At 49.1% G+C, this 17,778-nt stretch carries 14 protein-coding genes; 13 read left to right on the top strand and 1 reads right to left on the bottom strand.

Annotation, left to right across the window (positions count from 1 at the left end):
• Positions 1-63 precede the first annotated feature (63 nt).
• The 9 genes from M1Q06_RS02215 (at position 64) to M1Q06_RS02255 (ending at position 9,973) form a co-directional block, all read left to right on the top strand.
• Positions 64-585: a topology modulation protein gene (locus tag M1Q06_RS02215; protein ID WP_434401312.1), complete on the top strand. Its 522-nt coding sequence runs from the start codon at positions 64-66 to the stop codon at positions 583-585.
• A gap of 134 nt (positions 586-719) precedes the next feature.
• A complete protein-coding gene (locus M1Q06_RS02220; protein ID WP_121300996.1) occupies positions 720-1,394 on the top strand; it encodes a hypothetical protein in 675 nt (224 codons plus the stop codon).
• 105 nt (positions 1,395-1,499) lie between these two features.
• Positions 1,500-2,999 carry a UDP-N-acetylmuramoyl-L-alanyl-D-glutamate--2,6-diaminopimelate ligase gene (locus tag M1Q06_RS02225; RefSeq protein WP_434401314.1) on the top strand — a complete coding sequence of 500 codons (1,500 nt, stop codon included), beginning with the start codon at positions 1,500-1,502 and terminating at the stop codon, positions 2,997-2,999.
• Positions 3,000-3,079: 80 nt separating this feature from the next.
• Complete coding sequence (fumC, locus tag M1Q06_RS02230; protein WP_121300862.1) at positions 3,080-4,462, top strand: class II fumarate hydratase; 1,383 nt, start codon at positions 3,080-3,082, stop codon at positions 4,460-4,462.
• 125 nt (positions 4,463-4,587) lie between these two features.
• On the top strand, positions 4,588-5,250 hold the full coding sequence (locus M1Q06_RS02235) for a diphthine--ammonia ligase (protein WP_434401316.1): 663 nt from the start codon (positions 4,588-4,590) through the stop codon (positions 5,248-5,250).
• 6 nt (positions 5,251-5,256) lie between these two features.
• Positions 5,257-6,252: a GNAT family N-acetyltransferase gene (locus M1Q06_RS02240; protein WP_121300864.1), complete on the top strand. Its 996-nt coding sequence runs from the start codon at positions 5,257-5,259 to the stop codon at positions 6,250-6,252.
• Between the two features lie 189 nt (positions 6,253-6,441).
• Complete coding sequence (locus tag M1Q06_RS02245; protein ID WP_121300865.1) at positions 6,442-8,019, top strand: BCCT family transporter; 1,578 nt, start codon at positions 6,442-6,444, stop codon at positions 8,017-8,019.
• Positions 8,020-8,230: 211 nt separating this feature from the next.
• A complete protein-coding gene (locus M1Q06_RS02250) occupies positions 8,231-8,650 on the top strand; it encodes a universal stress protein (RefSeq protein ID WP_434401319.1) in 420 nt (139 codons plus the stop codon).
• A gap of 57 nt (positions 8,651-8,707) precedes the next feature.
• Positions 8,708-9,973: an MFS transporter gene (locus M1Q06_RS02255; RefSeq protein WP_434401321.1), complete on the top strand. Its 1,266-nt coding sequence runs from the start codon at positions 8,708-8,710 to the stop codon at positions 9,971-9,973.
• A gap of 266 nt (positions 9,974-10,239) precedes the next feature.
• Here the strand turns inward: M1Q06_RS02255 and M1Q06_RS02260 are convergent, their stop codons facing one another.
• Positions 10,240-10,782, bottom strand: coding sequence for a recombinase family protein (locus M1Q06_RS02260; protein WP_434401323.1), 543 nt, complete (start codon positions 10,780-10,782; stop codon positions 10,240-10,242).
• Between the two features lie 178 nt (positions 10,783-10,960).
• On the opposite strand from M1Q06_RS02260, the gene M1Q06_RS02265 reads away from it, so the two are divergent.
• The 4 genes from M1Q06_RS02265 to M1Q06_RS02280 all read left to right on the top strand — a co-directional run bounded on the left by M1Q06_RS02265 (position 10,961) and on the right by M1Q06_RS02280 (position 17,742).
• Positions 10,961-12,421 (top strand): SulP family inorganic anion transporter, encoded by a 1,461-nt coding sequence (locus tag M1Q06_RS02265; RefSeq protein WP_434401325.1) that lies wholly within the window; start codon positions 10,961-10,963, stop codon positions 12,419-12,421.
• A 181-nt stretch (positions 12,422-12,602) separates the two neighbouring features.
• Positions 12,603-15,764 carry a hypothetical protein gene (locus M1Q06_RS02270; protein ID WP_434401327.1) on the top strand — a complete coding sequence of 1,054 codons (3,162 nt, stop codon included), beginning with the start codon at positions 12,603-12,605 and terminating at the stop codon, positions 15,762-15,764.
• Positions 15,765-16,099: 335 nt separating this feature from the next.
• A complete protein-coding gene (locus M1Q06_RS02275; protein ID WP_121300871.1) occupies positions 16,100-17,050 on the top strand; it encodes a siderophore ABC transporter substrate-binding protein in 951 nt (316 codons plus the stop codon).
• 56 nt (positions 17,051-17,106) lie between these two features.
• A complete protein-coding gene (locus M1Q06_RS02280) occupies positions 17,107-17,742 on the top strand; it encodes an O-methyltransferase (protein ID WP_434401329.1) in 636 nt (211 codons plus the stop codon).
• The last annotated feature ends 36 nt before the right edge of the window (positions 17,743-17,778 follow it).

A 17,778-nucleotide genomic window follows, 5' to 3' on the forward strand; every position in this document is an offset into this window, starting at 1 on the left:
TTCGGTTGCTTCTTTTTCCCGCCATTCGTTATAGTTGAATGAAGAGCGATAGGAGGGGGATCGATGCAGCGGATTATGGTGATTGGTGTGTCAGCTGGAGCCGGCAAATCAACGTTTGCAAGACGTTTAGGAAAAGTGGCCAATCTGCCGGTACATCATTTGGATGCGTATTATTGGAAGCCGGGCTGGGTTGAAGCAGAGGAAAAAGAATTTCAGCACAAGCAGCAGGAGCTGGTGAACGAACCGCACTGGATCATTGAAGGGAATTATAATAGCACGGCCGCTATCCGCTTGGCAGCTTGCGATGCACTTATCCAATTGCAGCTTCCGCTGTGGCGCTGTTTATGGCGTGTATTGAAAAGGCGTATCCAATACCGTAAACAAGCTAGACTGGATATGGCTCCGGACTGTCCTGAAAAGCTGGATTACGAGTTCTTGAAGTTTATTGTGACGACCTATCACGGGCGGCAAAAATCGCAACACCATTTAATAGAAGAATTTATTAGAAAGTATCCTGAAAAACAGGTGTATATCCTCCGTACACAAAAGGAAATTGAGGCTTTTTTGGAACAGGTCGGTAAATAGTTTCAATTTTACAGTCAATTGAAAAAACTTGAAGACGATGGATAGGGAACATGGTATTCTGATAGTACGAAAGAAACGAGGGGGAATGGGCTTTGAAAGACCGCCTATATGAAGGTACACTGACCAATGTGCGCATGCACAAACAGGTGCCAATGTATATGAAGCGCCTGTACCTAGAGGATTTGGCTGAAATCGAACGGGTTCAGCAAACGGTTATCGACTCGCTGCCAGAGAAAAATACGTTGCAGCCGCTGTCGACTGAAGAATTTCTGTTTATTTTGCAGCATAACGGGCTGATTGTCGGGGCTTTTGTAGAAGGAGAGCTAGTGGCTTTTCGGGCACTGCTCGTCCCCGAAATTGACGAGGAGCATCTTGGGCGCGATATCGGGCTTTCTGAAGAAGAGCTTGGCAACATGATTTATCAGGAAATTTCGGCTGTCGCTCCCGATTACCGTGGAAACCGCCTTCAGCAGAAATTGGCCGAAGTAGTGATGAAGGAATTGAAGAAGCTGGAGAAAAAATTCCGCTACGTGGCTTGCACAGTGGCGCCGATGAATATCCCGAGCCTGAAAGATAAATTTACGCAGCACATGCACATCGCTGCGTTAAAAAAGAAGTACGATGGCCTGGAACGCTATATCCTTGTAAAAGATCTCGAGCAGCCGAATGCAGATTACGGCAATCAAGTCACAGCACCGCTCGACGATCTGCAAAAACAGCAAGAATTACTAAATGAAGGATATGTTGGAATAGGCTTCCAGATGGTCAAAGGCTTTCATGCGCTGCAATTTGCCAAACCTCTTAGTTGATCGGTAATTTTTTTAAAAAAGCGACTCGAATTGTGGAACACTCCAGCGCTTTCCTGTAAAATTATCAGAAATTCACATAAATTTATCTTCAAGAGGAGTTACGATATGAAGTTGCAATTTGCACAAATCCCCGGGGTACGCATATTAAAATCATTCGGGCCAGAGTCAGCGGACATCCAAGCGATTGTCTATAACTCTTCGGCTGCACGGAATGGTTCTGCATTTTTTTGCGTCATCGGGGAAATTACAGACGGACATCTATACATAGAGCCTGCCATCGGAAACGGTGCACAGGCGATTATCGGCTCCAATGAGGAAATTCTGTCGCAGCAAGCCAAGCGCTATCCTTCTGTCAGCTTTGTGCTGGTGGCGGATGTGCGCAATGCGCTCGCCCATACGGCAGATTTCTTTTTCGACTCGCCTCAGCAAGAGCTGTTTAAAATTGGTGTGACGGGAACGAACGGCAAGACCACGACGGCTACCTATGCCCGAAATTTATTCAACCTGTTGGGAATGCCTTGTGGATTTATTGGCACAACTGGCGTCGAAACAGCTGAAGGCAAAGTCCCGTTTGAGAAAAGCACGCCCACCACACCGATTGCGTCTGACATCCACCAGATTTTCTCCATGCTGGTCGATGCTGACACAAAGGCAGTAGCGATGGAAGTGTCTTCGACTGCGCTGGATCAGCAGCGGGTGGAAGGGATCATTTTCGATGTAGCTATCCACACGAATTTATCCGAGGAGCACCTTGAATATCATAAAACTTTTGAACATTACCGGGAGTCTAAGTTGAAGTTGTTCGAGCGTGCGAAAGCAGCTGTCGTCAATCTCGACGATCCCGGTTTAAGCGGTGGCATTTTAGCAGTGGCGGATTACCCGGTGTTGAGCTATAGCCAAGATCCGTCGAGCGGTGCTGACCTGATTTGGGGAAATTACAGCGCATCTGCACAAGGCATGCGTTTTGAGTTGAATTATAGAGGCGATATCCGGGTGATCGAAGCTCCATTATTCGGGGATTACAATGCCGCGAATTTGACGGCGGCGATTGCGACAGCCTTACACGCTGGGCATTCAATCGACCAAATCATTGCAGTCTTGCCGGATATGCCTCAAGTAGAAGGGCGTTTTCAAGTGATCAGAGGCCCTGAAGAGCGGACCATCATTTTGGATTATGCCCATACGCCAGTCGCGATCGATGCGGTCTTGACGGAAGCCCGCAAATTACCCCATCGCCGTTTGATCGCGCTTATTGCCGGAATCGGTATCCGGGATTTTGCCAAGATGCCGAAAATGGCAAAAGCGTCTGAAGGGAAAGCGGATGTCTTGGTCGTTACAGTTGACCATCCGGGTTACAGCGATCCGGAAGAAGTTGTTTCGGAAGTGATCAAAGGCTTCAGTGTGCCGTACATGCAAAAAGTGCTGAAAGCGCCAACGCGCAAACAGGCAGTGGAAAAAGCGCTTGCAGAAAGCGGACCGGAAGACATCATCTTGCTGTCGAGCGGCTGCATCAACGGCGCCCAGATCATCAAAGGGGAACATATCCCGCATTCAGATGAAGCGATAATCGAAGCGTTTTTCTCGAGCAAAACCGGGGGATTTTAGCGGCGAGGGTCGCTTTTTTCGGGTGGAATGTGTTTAATAGAAGAGAAGCAAGTTAAAGACTAAGAATTGGAGTGAATGGAATGCAGTATCGTACAGAAAAAGACACGATCGGTGAAATTCAAGTTGAAGCTGACAAAATGTGGGGCGCGCAAACTCAGCGCAGCGTCCAAAACTTTGCCATCGGAACAGAACGTATGCCCCATGAAGTGGTTATGGCATTTGCTCAATTGAAAAAAGCGACAGCTAAAGCGAATCACAAGCTTGGCAAGATGTCCGACGCAAAAATGCGCGCCATCGAAACAGCTGCGAACGAAGTGATCGAAGGCAAATGGAACGATCATTTCCCGCTCGTCGTTTGGCAGACAGGAAGCGGCACGCAGTCCAATATGAACATGAACGAAGTATTGGCGCGCCGCGGAAACGAAATCTTGACGGAACAAGGATCGGATGAAAAACTTCACCCGAACGATGACGTCAATATGTCCCAAAGCTCGAACGATACATACCCGACGGCGATGCACGTTGCCGGCGTTCTAGCGGTTACGGAGCAATTGATTCCAGCGGTCCAGAAATTGAAAGCGACTTTGGATGAAAAAGCGAAGAAATTCGACGATGTCATCAAAATCGGCCGCACGCACTTGCAAGATGCCACACCGCTTACACTGGGCCAGGAAATCAGCGGCTGGCGCCATATGTTGGAGAAAAGCGAGCGCATGATCAAAGAAAGCGTCGAGCATATGCGTGAACTTGCGATCGGCGGAACAGCTGTCGGAACGGGCATCAACGCAGACCCGAAATTCGGCGGCTATGTTGCGGAATTCATCGCAGAAGCGGTGGGCACGGAGTTCACTTCAGCGGAAAACAAATTCCACGCACTGACAAGTCACGATGAAATGGTTTACGTGCACGGTGCGGTCAAAGCACTTGCAGCGGATGCGATGAAGATTGCCAACGACGTACGCTGGCTCGCAAGTGGCCCACGCAGCGGCATCGGCGAAATCACGATTCCGGCAAATGAGCCGGGCAGCTCGATTATGCCAGGGAAAGTCAACCCGACACAAAGCGAAGCCTTGACGATGGTATCGGCCCAGGTCATGGGCAACGACGCTGCGATCGGTTTTGCGGCAAGCCAAGGGAACTTCGAACTCAATGTCTTCAAACCGGTCATTGCATACAATTTCCTGCAATCAGTCCGCCTGTTGACGGATTCACTTGTTTCTTTCAACGATAATTGTGCAATCGGCATTGAAGCGAACTTGGACGTCATCGAGAACCATGTGAAGAATTCCTTGATGCTTGTCACTTCACTCAACCCGCATATCGGCTACGAAAAAGCGGCAGCGATTGCTAAGCAAGCACATAACGAAGGCACGACGCTGAAAGAATCAGCAGTCAAGAGCGGCCATTTAACTGCGGAGCAATTCGACGAATGGGTGCGCCCAGAGAATATGGTAGGAAAATAATGCAAACAGCCGGGAGTTTCCCGGCTGTTTTTTTGTGGAACAAGGAGTTTCAGGGCAGGAAATAGAAGTAGAGGGAACGAGGAAACGAAAAAGCAAGACACAAGAAATTACAGAAGAGGTGCAGTATGCAAAAACCATTTATTACATCATGGAGCGGCGGCAAAGACTCCGCATTAGCATTTTACCGGGCGGTTCAGCAAGGGCATGTGCCGATTGCGTTGTTCACCATGTTTGAGGAAGACGGAGAACACTCAAAATCCCACGGGCTGAAAAAGCAGATCTTGGAAGCACAAGCGGAACGGATGAGCTTGCCTTTAGTGATTGGCGAAGCCGACTGGGCAGGATATGAAGAGGAATTTATTCGCCACTTGCAGAATTTCAAAGAACAAGGCATCGAAATGGGTGTGTACGGGGATATTGACCTGCAGGATCATCTTGATTGGGTTGAAAAAGTCAGCAAACAGGCAGAACTCGATGTCTTGCATCCCTTATGGCAAGAAGCCCGCCGGTCACTGTTGGAAGAACTGGTCGAAGAAGAGTTTAAAGCCGTCATTACAGTGGTGGATACTGCGCGTGTCGGAGAGGAGTTTCTCGGGCGCATTTTCACCCGCGGGCTGATCGAAGAGCTCGAGGCACTCGGCATCGATGCTTGCGGAGAGGAAGGGGAATTCCATACCACATTAGTAGACGGCCCGATTTTTGTTGAACCGTTGCCAGTGGAGTTCGGGAACATCGTGCGCAACGGCCAATACGCGATGCTTGAAGTGAAACTTCAAACAGGGGAGTGATGGAATGTGATCCAGATCATCAGTGTAGAAGAAAAGCATATCCGCCAAATGTCTGCATTGCTTTCAAAACGCCAGGCGCGGGAGCGGAAGATTTTCCCGTATCTGCCGGATAAGTTCGAGGAAATCGATGAAGCGGAGATTGTCATCCGCAAATTGCTCGAGCGCCCATATGTCAGCGGAGTGGTCGCTGTCCGTGGCATTGATGTGATCGGATACCTGGTTTATGAATTCAAGGAAGAAGCGCATCGCGGACGCTATGTGTGGATGGATTATGAATCAATTGCCATCAGTGAGCATGAACATCCGCGCCTGTTGCGCTTATTATATGCGGATGCTGGAGCGGAATGGGTGAAGCATGGCTATTTCCACCACGTGTTGATGGCGCCGCTTGGAGATGAAATGGTGTTCGAGCAATGGCTAGATCAAGGATTCGCCTTCGAGCAAAAATATGCGATTCTGTCGCTGGATGATTACGAACCGAAAAACGGAACGCTGCCTGAACTCGAATTTCGGCGCGGCACGAAAGCGGATGCGCCGCTTTTGAAAAAAATGGCGGTGTGGAACAGCATCCACCAGGCAGCCGCACCTTCTTGGCATCCAATCACGAGAGAAACGATGGAAAACGTCCAGAAAAGCTATGTCGCACTGACGGAAGACGAAGAAGCCTATCTATGGCTCGTTAACCAAGGTGAACAAGCTGCCGGCTTCCATGTTTATTTCCGCAAGGAGGACCCTTTCAGTTTGGTGACGCCCGAGAATTGCGTGGAGCTGCCAGCTGCTTCGACCAACCCCGATATGCGAAGCCGCGGCATCGGCAGAGCACTGGCAAACTATTGCTTCGGCGAATTGAAGAAAGAGGGCTATGATTATATTTTTGCCGACTGGCATACGCCAAACCAAATGGCTTCCTATTTCTGGCCGCGTATGGGTTTCCAGCCCGTCATGGTCCGGATGTCGCGCCAAATCGATCCACGCATTTCATGGGCGCACGGCCACGACTGAACAGAGAGCATCGCTTTGCTTGCTCAAGGAAATTAGCTTCGTTATACTCGTAGGCGTGTTGGAAATGATGATATTTCCCAAGCCTTTCCTGAAAAAACTACATTTCTTTGTAGTTTTTTCTTTTTTTTTGGTTATAACAAGCAAGTCAAAGGGAAGGGAAAAAGGGATTAAATAATTGAGGGGGATTCGATGAAAAAGAAAGGCTTGATCGATTACCGGATTTTTCTTCCGGCTTTGATCATCATCATCGCAATCAGCGTTCCACTCGCGCTTTATGAAAGCCGTTCATTGGAATTGCTGAATGGGATTTTTACGACGATTGTTGAAGTATTCAGCTGGGGTTATCTCTGGTATGGCATTATTTTGGTAGGAGCGGCATTGTATTTTTCGTATTCCAAATATGGCGATATCGTTCTCGGCGATCCAGCAGAAAAGCCGCGCTTGACTTTGTTCGAGTATGCATCCATCTTGATCGCCATGGGGCTCGGTTCCACAATCATGCGTACCGGCATGTTGCAATGGACATCCGTGGCGAACAACCCGCCGGCCGGCATGGAGGCGGGTTCACCGGAATCGATTTTAATGGGCAATGCTTACAGCATGTTCTTATGGGGCTTCCAGGTATTCGCGATCTTTGTCATGATCGCCCCGGCGATGGCTTATACGCTGCACGTTAAGAAAAAGCCGATGATGCGCATGTCAGAAGCAGCACGTCCGGTGTTTGGCGATAAATTGGCAGACGGCTGGGCAGGGCGCCTGCTCGATGTCTTGTTCTTGCTCAGCATCATGACAGGGGCTGCGGTTACGCTCGGTCTGGGCGCACCGATCATCACGTATAATATTTCTGCGTTAATGAACATTGATGTAACGTTCGGGTTAACACTCGTCGTCACGATTGTCTGGGTAGCGCTGTTTTCCGTCAGTGCTTACCTTGGCGTGGAAAAGGGTATCAAGCGGCTCAGTACGTTCAATATTTATTTGGCGGGAGCCTTTACTGTCTTCATTCTCTTGGCAGGGCCAGGAGTCTTTATCCTGAATTATTTCTCGGACAGCGTTGCGTCGCTGTTTACGAATTACTTGAGTTTTTCACTCAATACGGACTCAGTTTACCAAGGCGCGGCGTCGCATGTGCAAAGCAATACGGTGTTTTGGTTTGCTTATAGTGCCACATGGGCGATGCTGCATTCGGTGTTTGCGGCCCGTATTTCAAGAGGGCGCACCATCCGCGAGATGATCATGACCTATCTATTGGCGCCTACGCTGTTGTCGTGGATTGCCACAGGTGTTCTTGGCGGGCTCGGCGTCCACCGTTATTTGACGGGTGAACTGCCGATTTTGGATATGGTGAAAGAAGACCGGATGGCAGTCATTCCTGAAATTCTTTCGACCTTGCCGCTTGGCGGATTGGCGATTGTGATTTTCATCATCGTCGCGCTCATCTTCCTGACGACCACACTCGACTCGACGACTTACACGATTGCTGCTTATACGAGTACGCTTGATATGAGCAAAAATGAACCGCCGAAAATTTTGCGCATCCTGGTTGCCGGCATCATCACCGTCATTTCACTGGTGCTCATGAGAATCGGCGGCTTGGCACCGCTCGAAGTGGTGTCTGGCTTGATGGGCTTGCCGATCATTTTCATCACCTTCCTGATGATATATTCGGCGAAAAAAATGATGGACCAGGACCGTGCATGGCTCAACAATGTGCGAGATAAGGAAACGCCGTTGAAGCGGTCAAAACAGAAAACGAAAAGTGAATAACTAATTGAATTATTAGATAGACCTGGCTTTCATCTTCACATGGAAGCTGGGTCTTTTTAATGCAAGAACTTGGATAGGACAAGGAAATTCTGGACAAATTCGATTTTAACGTGGAAGATAAAGGTATCGCTATCGATTTCACAGCTGGCTATCTCTGTGTTAACGCACGAGCACGCCAAATGACTGACTCATTAAAGGGGAGTGTTGAGAAGTGTACGAGAAAATCCTACTCGCTGTGGATGGTTCCGACCATTCAGTCCGTGCAGCTAAAGAAGCCGTGAAAATAGCAAAAGGATCGGATGATTCACAGATTACGATCGTTTTCGTCGCGGATCACGACAACGCGAAAAACGAAGTACTTCACAGCGGCAGTTCCGCGGAGCTGGATTTCCAGCGCCGCAAGAAATTACAGCCGGTCGAAGAAGCGATCGCATCGGAGAACATCAAATACCGCGTCGAGATCCTTCATGGGACGCCGGGCCCGACGATTGTCGATTTCGCCAATAAGGAAGCGTTCGACATGCTCGTGATCGGCAGCCGAGGCTTGAACTCCTTGCAGGAGATGGTGCTCGGCAGCGTCAGCCATAAAGTGGTCAAGCGCGCGAACTGCCCGGTACTGATCGTAAAATAAGAAAAAGGGCTCCCAGGCGGAGCCCTTTTTGCTGTAGCAGGCAGAAGGGAGAACTAGGTGAAACAGACTGCGCCAATACATACGCCGTTTTATTACGGCTGGGTCATCGTCGCGATTTCGGCGTTGTCGTATTTCTTTTCGGGACCCGGCCAAACCTTTTCCAATGCCATTTTCATCGATTATTATATTGAAGAGTTCGGATGGAGCCGCTCGACGGTGTCAGGGATCTATTCTGCGGCCACTTTGCTTGCTGGTTTCCTGATCTTTATGGTCGGCAGGCTGGTCGATAGCCAGGGAGCACGCAAGATGGCGGTCATCATTTCCAGCTTGCTGGGGCTCGCCTGTTTGTTTAACGGATTGATCGCCAATACTTTCATGCTGTTTATCGGCTTCTTTTTGATTCGCCTGCTTGGGCAAGGCTCGATGTCACTCACGCCGAAGTCGCTCGTGCCGCAATGGTTCATCGCCAAAAGAGGGCGGGCTCTCAGCCTCGCAGCACTCGGGGCGATGGTCGGTTCTGCCGTCTTTCCATTGCTCAATGTGTGGTTGATCGAAACTTTCGATTGGCGCATTGCGTGGATGCTGCTCGGCGCGTCCGTGTTGGTTATTTTTACGCCGCTCGCGTTTTTGCTGATCCGCAACAAGCCGGAAGATATCGGCTTGCGTCCTGACGGGGAAGTGATTCCTGAAGGGGAAACCGCAGAGAAGAGTTTGTCGGCAGATATTAGCTGGACCGTGAAAGAAGCGCAGAAAACCCGCGCCTTTTGGCTGCTGCTGTTTTGCGTCGCAACGCCAGCCTTGGTGAACACGGGAATCACGTTCCATTTAGTATCGATTTTTTCACAGCAATCACTGACGCCTGAAGCTGCAGCGACCGTGCTGAGCTTGATGGCGGTCGTCGGATTCCCGGTAACGTTTTTGGCCGGCTATTTGTTGGATAAAATTGAAGTGCGCTGGATGCTGGTCGCCTTGTTTGCCGGAGAGATCATTTTCATTTTGCTGCTCCAGCAAGCGACCGTTCTGTCATTAGCGATCTTGTTCGGCGTCGTATGGGGAGTCGTATCAGGGATTGAGCGGGTCACGTTGAGCATTGTCTGGCCCAATTACTACGGCCGCCAGTATATCGGCAGCATCAGCGGCATCGCCATGGCGATCATGGTCATCGGCTCTGCCTTAGGGCCCTTGCCGTTCGGCTTGTTTTACGATTTCCTTGGCGGCTACGATGAAGCATTAAGCTTCCTGCTCATCATCCCGGCTTTAGCAATCGTCGCTTCCATCCTGGCAAAACCACCCGTGAAAGAAGAGTTGAAAACCGGGCAATAGAAAAAGAGGGTTGAAGAAGTCTATAATCCGCTATGAATGAAAAAGGAAATCACCATTTCTACATTCAAAAATCAATGACTTAGCTAAGTATTTGGAGAAGCGTTGGCTCGACTCCTGTGGGACTAGCGGGTTTGAGAGACCCCGCAGGAACGAAGTGACGAGGAGGCTCGATTCCCGCCCCACGGAAAGCGAGCGATAAGCTTCGGAAAATACGACTTCTTACCTTTTCGACAGCCTGAAAAAAAGAGCGCCGAGGCGCTCTTTTTTTAATTCTCCAAATAACGATACAGAGTGGATTTGCTGATGCCGGTCTGTTCTTTGATCTCGGCCAAGCTATAGGACTTGCTTTTATACATTTCAATCGCTTTTTTGACATTGGCATCCGGCTTGCGCGGGCGCCCGGCGTGCATGCCTTTTTGCTTGGCTTCCGACAATCCGGCTTTGGTCTTCGCGCTGATGGAGTCGCTCTGGAATTCGGCAATGGATTTTGCGATTTCCAAAAAAGAAAACGACGTTCCTTTCGCAGTATCGATATTTTCTTTAACGGCATGAAGGAAAGCAGTTTTCTCTTCGAGCGCCTCAACCAAGTCCACCAATTGGCGGGTTGAATCTGCCAGGACGTGGAGTTTCATCACGATGATGCGGTCTCCAGGGCCGACAGCTTCGAGCATGCGTTCCAGCTCGGTCCGCTGTTTCGGGGAACTGTGGGATTCTATATGGATCACATCGCAGCCGAATTCTTCAAACAGGGCACGCTGCTTTTGACAATCTAAATCTTCTTCAATGGCTCTTGCGTAACCGATTCGCACGTAAAAAACTCCTCGCTGTACAAAGTGAATATATTATAACATATTAATTTTTTTGTAAAAACGGACCCAAAAAGGTTCCATTAATGGAGCGTCGGTGCTAAACTATTTTCATTGTGAAAAAATAAGGTTTCCAGTACATGAAGAAACTTTTAAATAAAGAATAGAGGAGCACGAACACGTGAAACAAAGTCTTAAAACCCAATGGTTCGGGAATATCCGCGGCGATATATTGTCAGGGATTCTCGTCGCTATTGCGCTTATTCCGGAAGCCATTGCCTTCTCCATCATTGCAGGGGTCGATCCGATGGTCGGCTTATACGCTTCCTTCAGCATTGCGGTCATCATCGCTTTCGTCGGCGGGCGTCCCGGCATGATTTCGGCCGCTACCGGCGCGATGGCGCTATTGATGGTGCCGCTTGTCCGTGACCACGGGCTGGAATACTTGCTCGCTGCGACGATTTTGACAGGGGTCATCCAAATCCTGTTCGGCGTTTTTAAAGTGGCAAGAGTGATGAAATTCATCCCACGCGCTGTCATGATCGGCTTCGTCAACGCGCTGGCCATCTTGATTTTCATGGCTCAAGTGCCGCATTTCATCGGCATCAACAATATGACCTATCTCTTCGTGGCCATCACACTGGCCATTATCTACATCGTGCCGCGCTTTTTCAAAGCCATCCCGGCCCCGCTCATTGCGCTGGTCGTATTGACGGCAGTGGCCATCTATACTGGCTTCGATTTGCGGACCGTGGGCGACCTCGGCACGATCAATCAGACGCTCCCGAGCTTCCTATTGCCGGATGTGCCATTCAATTTGGAAACCTTGTCGATCATCTTCCCGTACTCACTTGCGCTGGCGATTGTCGGCTTGCTTGAATCGCTCTTGACGGCGAATATCGTCGACGACATGACCGATACGACAAGCGACAAGAACAAAGAAGCCAGAGGGCAAGGAATCGCCAACTTCGTCACCGGTTTCTTCGGCGGAATGGCGGGCTGTGCGATGATCGGGCAATCGGTCATCAACGTCAAGTCGGGCGGCCGCGGCCGATTGTCGGCACTCGTTGCCGGTACGTTCCTGATGTTTTTGATCATCGTGCTCGGCAATGTCGTCGTACAGATCCCGATGCCGGTGCTTGTCGGCATCATGATCATGGTATCGATCGGCACATTCGACTGGGCTTCGTTCACTTACTTGAAGAAAGCACCGAAAACCGATTCGATCGTTATGGTGGCAACTGTCGCCATCGTCGTCTATACGCACGATTTATCGATCGGCGTACTGGCGGGCGTCTTGCTAAGTGCCATCTTCTTCGTCTCGAAGATTTCCAAGATCAAAGTGGAAAAACGTTTGCTTGATGCAACACAATACCGCGTCGAAGGCCAATTGTTCTTCGCTTCGGTTGAAGATTTCTTGGAGAAATTCGACTTCGATATCGAACGTGAGAAAGTGATTATCGATTTCACGGATGCCCATATTTGGGACGATTCCGGCGTCGGCGCCGTCGACAGGGTCGTACTGAAGTTCCGCGAAAATGCCAATGAAGTGGAAGTGACCGGCCTGGATGCCGGTAGCCAGAAACTGATCGATCAATTGGCGATCTTCAAAAGCTCGAATGCCAAACTACCCACCCATTGATGAAATTCTATAGAAGCCCGTCCTTTCAAAAGGGACGGGCTTTTTTGCGTCTGGACACATCAGCGGAATCAAATAATAAAAAAATGTAAAGCGTTCACCTTTTAGAAATATTTTCTATTTAAAAAATTTTTTATACTATATAATAACCGTAAATGGGTTTTACAGGAAAAGAGGAATCATTTTGAAAAAGACATTCATCGGGGCAGCAATCGTCTTGCTGTTATTGCTATCACCATTCATTATCTGGCTGTTTCAAGGAAGCGAGTCTTTGAACGTGGCGATTGTCGATAAAACCGTCCCATCGGAAAATTACCGCGAACATAAAGGGCTGACTTGGATCTTGAACCATAACCGTTTTGTCAAAGAGGATGAGTCGGACTACCGCGCAGATACGGATTATTTCGGTTTTATGCCGGATGAAACCGACAAGGATTATGAAATTCGCGGTATCGAGGAAATCGGATCGGGCCATGATTTGATTTATTTGGCCGATGCATACGGGGTATACGAAGACGATCTTCCTTGGCAAGAGGCCAAAGGAGAACGCTCCGAACTTATCTATGGCGGCTTGGAGATGGCTGAATGGCAAGCGATCAAGCAGCAAGTAATCAATACGGGCAGTGATTTAGTCATTGAATTCAATACATTCGCTTCCCCGACAGATGCTGATGTCAGCGCAGATATGGAAGAGTTTCTTGGCATTAAGTGGAGTGGCTGGAGTGGGCGCTATTTTCCTGATTTAGCAGGTGCCGAGGTGCCTGCATGGATTGTCCGGAATTATGAACAGGAGGCAGAAGATTGGCAGTTTACGGGCGGAGGGTTCGTGCTTGTTGAAGATGCCAGTGGCGAGATTGTTGTGTTGTCTGAAGAGCGGGGCGATATCGAAAATGTCGGACTGCACGTGAAATTCACAGAGCCTGGGCAAACGGCTTTCGGTCTTCAGGAAAGCCCGACATTCGATTATTGGTTTGATATCAATGAAGTACAAGGACAGACCGAAGTGCTTGCCGAATACGAATGGTCTCTCGGCGAACAAGGCCAAGCGGCGCTTACTGAACGCGGGATTCCGGAGAATTTTCCGGCCGTCATGTACACGACTGTAAATGATGCGGACGTCTATTATTTTGCTGGCGACTTTGTTGACGTCGAGGATGTGCCGTCATTCTACCAATACGGGGGGCTGGCTAAGATGCGGGATTGGATGTCATTTGGCGGCAACGATAGTTTTTATTGGAAAACGTATGTGCCAATGATGGAATCGATTCTTGCGGACAGTTCGGGAAAAGAGCGGGAAACGTCGTCACAAGTGTCGTCGGCAGCTGAAAAAGGCGGGATTTCCTATCCATCGCGTGTAAACGGCGAGCAGTTTGAAGTGTTCGAAGACGGTGAGTGGAAAGAATTCACCGTCAAAGGCGTCAATATGGGCATGGCAAAACCCGGCACCTTCCCTGGCGAAGCAGCGATCACTCGCGAGGAATATGACAGCTGGTTCAAGGCAATCGGGGAAATGAACGCCAATGCGATTCGCGTCTATACGCTCCACCCGCCTGCTTTCTATGAAGCCTTGGCCAAGTACAATGAATCAGCCGAAACGCCACTCTATGTCTACCACGGTGTATGGATTGATGAAGGGCCGCTAGAAGAAACCTTGGATGCGTTCACGCCTGAAATTACGGAACGTTTCCAGCAAGAGATGAAAAAAGTGGCGGATGCCGTTCATGGTGATGCTGAAGTTGATGAAGAGCCGGGGCATGCTTCCGGAACTTACACGGCAGACATTTCCGATTACGTCATCGGCTGGATGATTGGTATTGAATGGTATCCGTTTACAGTCGACGAGATGAACCGTAAATATCCGGATCTTGGCGAGTTTTCGGGCACATATATCGAAACCGAAGATGCCAATCCGATGGAGTACTGGATTGCGGAGCAGCTGGAAGTTTTAGCTGCCTATGAATACGAAACCTATGACAGCATGCGCCCGCTCAGCTTCACGAATTGGGTGACGACCGATAATATCGACCAACCGGCAGAGCCGAGTGAACAAGAAGACTTGGCGACGGTGGATCCCAACCATATCCGTACGATCGGTGAATTGGCCGAAGTAGGCATGTTTGCTTCGTATCATGTCTATCCATACTATCCGGATTTCCTGAACTTAGAAGAGAAATACACGGAATTTATCGACCACCGCGGCGAGCGCAATAATTACGCGGGGTATTTACGTGATTTGAACGAATCGCATGATATGCCATTGTTGATTGCGGAATTCGGTGTGCCGGCTTCAAGGGGCATGACCCATAAAAACCCATTCGGCTGGAACCAAGGCTTTATTTCCGAGAGTGAGCAAGGGGAAATCGCCAGCCGTTTGTATGAAGATATCCTCGAAGAAGGAATGCTTGGCGGTTTGGTATTCACTTGGCAGGATGAATGGTTCAAGCGCACATGGAACACGATGGATTATGACAATCCCGATGAGCGCCCGTTCTGGTCCAATGCCCAAACAAACGAGCAGCAATTCGGCTTGTTGAGCTTCGACCGCCATAAAGTTAAAGTCGACGGCAAAGACGATTGGCAGGATGGATCGCTGCTATATGAAAAAGAGCAAGGCGCCTTGCGCTCGTTATCGATGGATTCCGACGAGCGTTACGTGTACGTCAAAGCGGAGTTCGATCCACAAGAGGAGTGGTGGAATGAAGACCGCTTGCGCTTGTACTTCAGTGTGCGGGATGATCAGGGAATTCAAGTAGCAGAGGACTTCCTTGCTGATTTCGAGCTTTCCATCGATGGGGAAAAAGCGGCGCTTAAAGTGGCCGGCGATTACGACACCTTCTATTACGATTACTACGAGCGGCTGGAGATGATTCCAAAAGAGCCGGATATTGAAAACAACTTCCATCCGATGCGCCTGGCATTGAACAAGGAATTCACGCGCCCGGATACGGGGGAAGTCTACCCTTTCGAGTATTATGAGACAGGGAAGCTGCGCTTTGGCATAGCCGATCCTAAAGACGATCAATACGATTCATTGAATGACTATTACTATTCAGAAGAGGACGGGATTTTGGAAATCCGGATTCCGTGGATGCTGTTGAATGCGAAAGACCCGGCGAAAAAGGAATTCACGGGCGATTTGCAAAAAGACGGCATAGCGGCAAGCATGACTGTGGAAGGTATAAAAGCTGCAGCGCTTCTTGAGAATTCGGACGGAAAAGAACTGGAATCGATGGGACTGGACAGCAGCAAGCTTTATTCATGGGAAGCATGGGAATTGCCGCAAACACGGGAACGCTTGAAAGAGTCCTATTACATTTTGCAAGAAACGTTCAAAAATACTGAGTGAAGAAAAGACCCGATATCGGGCTGCCCGGAACCGTTAGGAACAACTAACGGCCTTGAGGCAGTTCGTACTGGGTCTTTTTTTATTGTGAACAGCTGAAGCAGGAGCAGAGCCTCGGCTATTTCATTTATGAAAAAACAATTGAAAATAATTCTCATTTAGTTCTTGAAAGTGTTTTTTATTCTGCTATACTAATAAATGTGGTTAAGTGATAATGATTATCAGTATCATCTGATCGTTGAAGGGAGCGATTTTTCAAGAGTCACCGACGAAAGATTACATAATGCACAACGGATGTCCACCATCCAATAATTTCAATAGAAGAGGAGACGGAAAAAATGAAGAAATGGATAACAGCAATTTTGGTATTGATGATGTTTGCAGTTCTCGCAGCTTGCGGGGCAGAAGAAGAGGCGACAGACAGCCAAACGGCGGATGCACAAACAACGGAAACGGTGAAAGTGACGCATGAACTGGGCGAGACGGAAGTTCCGAAAAACCCTGAGAAAGTCGTCGTGTTCGATTTCGGGATCCTGGATACACTCGATCAATTGGGAGTAGAATCTGTTGCAGGTGTTGCACAAGGAAATATTCCTACATATTTGGAGCAATACGAAGACACTGAGAAATACGAAAACATCGGCACATTGAAAGAAGCGGATTTTGAAGCGATCCACGCCATGGATCCGGACTTGATCATCATCTCCGGCCGCCAAGCGGAAATGTATAACGAGTTCAGCGACATCGCACCGACTATTCACTTAGGCGTAGACACAACGGATTATATGAACTCGTTCACAACGAACATGGAAACGGTCGGGGAAATTTTTGGCAAAGAAGCGGAAATTGAAGAAGAGCTTGCAGCTATCAACGAGCAAATCGAAGGCATTAAAGAGAAAACAGCGACTTCTGATGAAAAAGGCTTGATCGTTCTGGCCAATGAAGGAAAAGTCAGCGCATACGGAGCAGCATCACGCTTCGGCATCATCCATGACGTGTTTGGCGTCAAACAAGCGGACGAAGGCATCGAAGCGTCTACGCATGGCCAAAGCATCACGTATGAATACATCCTCGATACGAACCCGGACATGATGTTCGTCGTCGACCGCAATGCAGCAGTCGGCAATGACGCAAGTGCGAAAGATTCATTGGAGAATGAATTGGTCCAGAAAACGAACGCTTATCAAAACGATAAGATCATTTACTTGGATCCGGATTATTGGTACCTGTCCGGCGGCGGACTGCAGTCTGTCAGCGAAATGGTCAACGCTATCGAATCTGCATTTTAAGTATCAAAGCCCCGGCATCGCCGGGGCTTTTCTCAATCATAAGGAGGAATGAGGATATGGAGGAAATCAATTCTTATATCAATAAAGTGTTTGTCGAGCAAGACAAGGTGCTGGAAGGGGTGCTTGCCGCCATCAACGCAAACGGCATGCGGCCGATTTCGGTATCGCCAGCGTCCGGAAAACTGCTGACGATGCTCGTGGCAATGACGGAAGCGGAACGGGTATTGGAAATCGGCGCACTCGGCGGCTATAGCGGGATTTGCCTGGCGCGGGGCTTTGGCGAAAAAGGCCATTTGACTTCACTGGAATTGGAACAGGACTATGCCGAACTGGCAAATGCCCATCTGGCAAAAGCGGGATTCGGCAGCCAAGTCGATTATCTGACGGGCCCTGCCTTGGACAGCTTGGCGCAATTGAAAGGCCAGGGGCGGACATTCGATTTCTTTTTCATCGATGCTGACAAGGAGAATTACGAAAACTATTTAGCCGCTTGCTTGGAACTTGCAGAAAACGGGGCATTGATTGTCGCCGATAATGTACTGGCTGGGGGAAGTGTGGCAGATGCGGGTAAAGAGCGCCAGCACACCGAAGCGATGAAGAAGTTCAACGGAACGGCTTCAAGACATCCACAATTGGAGTCGATCCTGCTGCCGGTCGGCGATGGATTGCTCGTGGCAAGAGTGAAAAAATGATAAAAGGACGGAAGGCGTGAGAGCCTTCCGTCCTTT

Origin of the sequence: Planococcus sp. 11815, from assembly GCF_051096385.1 — a bacterium.
Classification (GTDB): Bacteria; Bacillota; Bacilli; order Bacillales_A; family Planococcaceae; genus Planococcus; species Planococcus citreus.

Excerpts from the sequence above, each read along its gene's own strand:
- M1Q06_RS02215 (WP_434401312.1), top strand. The coding sequence starts at position 64 with ATGCAGCGGATTATGGTGATTGGTGTGTCAGCTGGAGCCGGCAAATCA.
- M1Q06_RS02220 (WP_121300996.1), top strand. The coding sequence starts at position 720 with ATGCACAAACAGGTGCCAATGTATATGAAGCGCCTGTACCTAGAGGAT.
- M1Q06_RS02225 (WP_434401314.1), top strand. The coding sequence starts at position 1,500 with ATGAAGTTGCAATTTGCACAAATCCCCGGGGTACGCATATTAAAATCA.
- fumC (WP_121300862.1), top strand. The coding sequence starts at position 3,080 with ATGCAGTATCGTACAGAAAAAGACACGATCGGTGAAATTCAAGTTGAA.
- M1Q06_RS02235 (WP_434401316.1), top strand. The coding sequence starts at position 4,588 with ATGCAAAAACCATTTATTACATCATGGAGCGGCGGCAAAGACTCCGCA.
- M1Q06_RS02245 (WP_121300865.1), top strand. The coding sequence starts at position 6,442 with ATGAAAAAGAAAGGCTTGATCGATTACCGGATTTTTCTTCCGGCTTTG.
- M1Q06_RS02275 (WP_121300871.1), top strand. The coding sequence starts at position 16,100 with ATGAAGAAATGGATAACAGCAATTTTGGTATTGATGATGTTTGCAGTT.
- M1Q06_RS02280 (WP_434401329.1), top strand. The coding sequence starts at position 17,107 with ATGGAGGAAATCAATTCTTATATCAATAAAGTGTTTGTCGAGCAAGAC.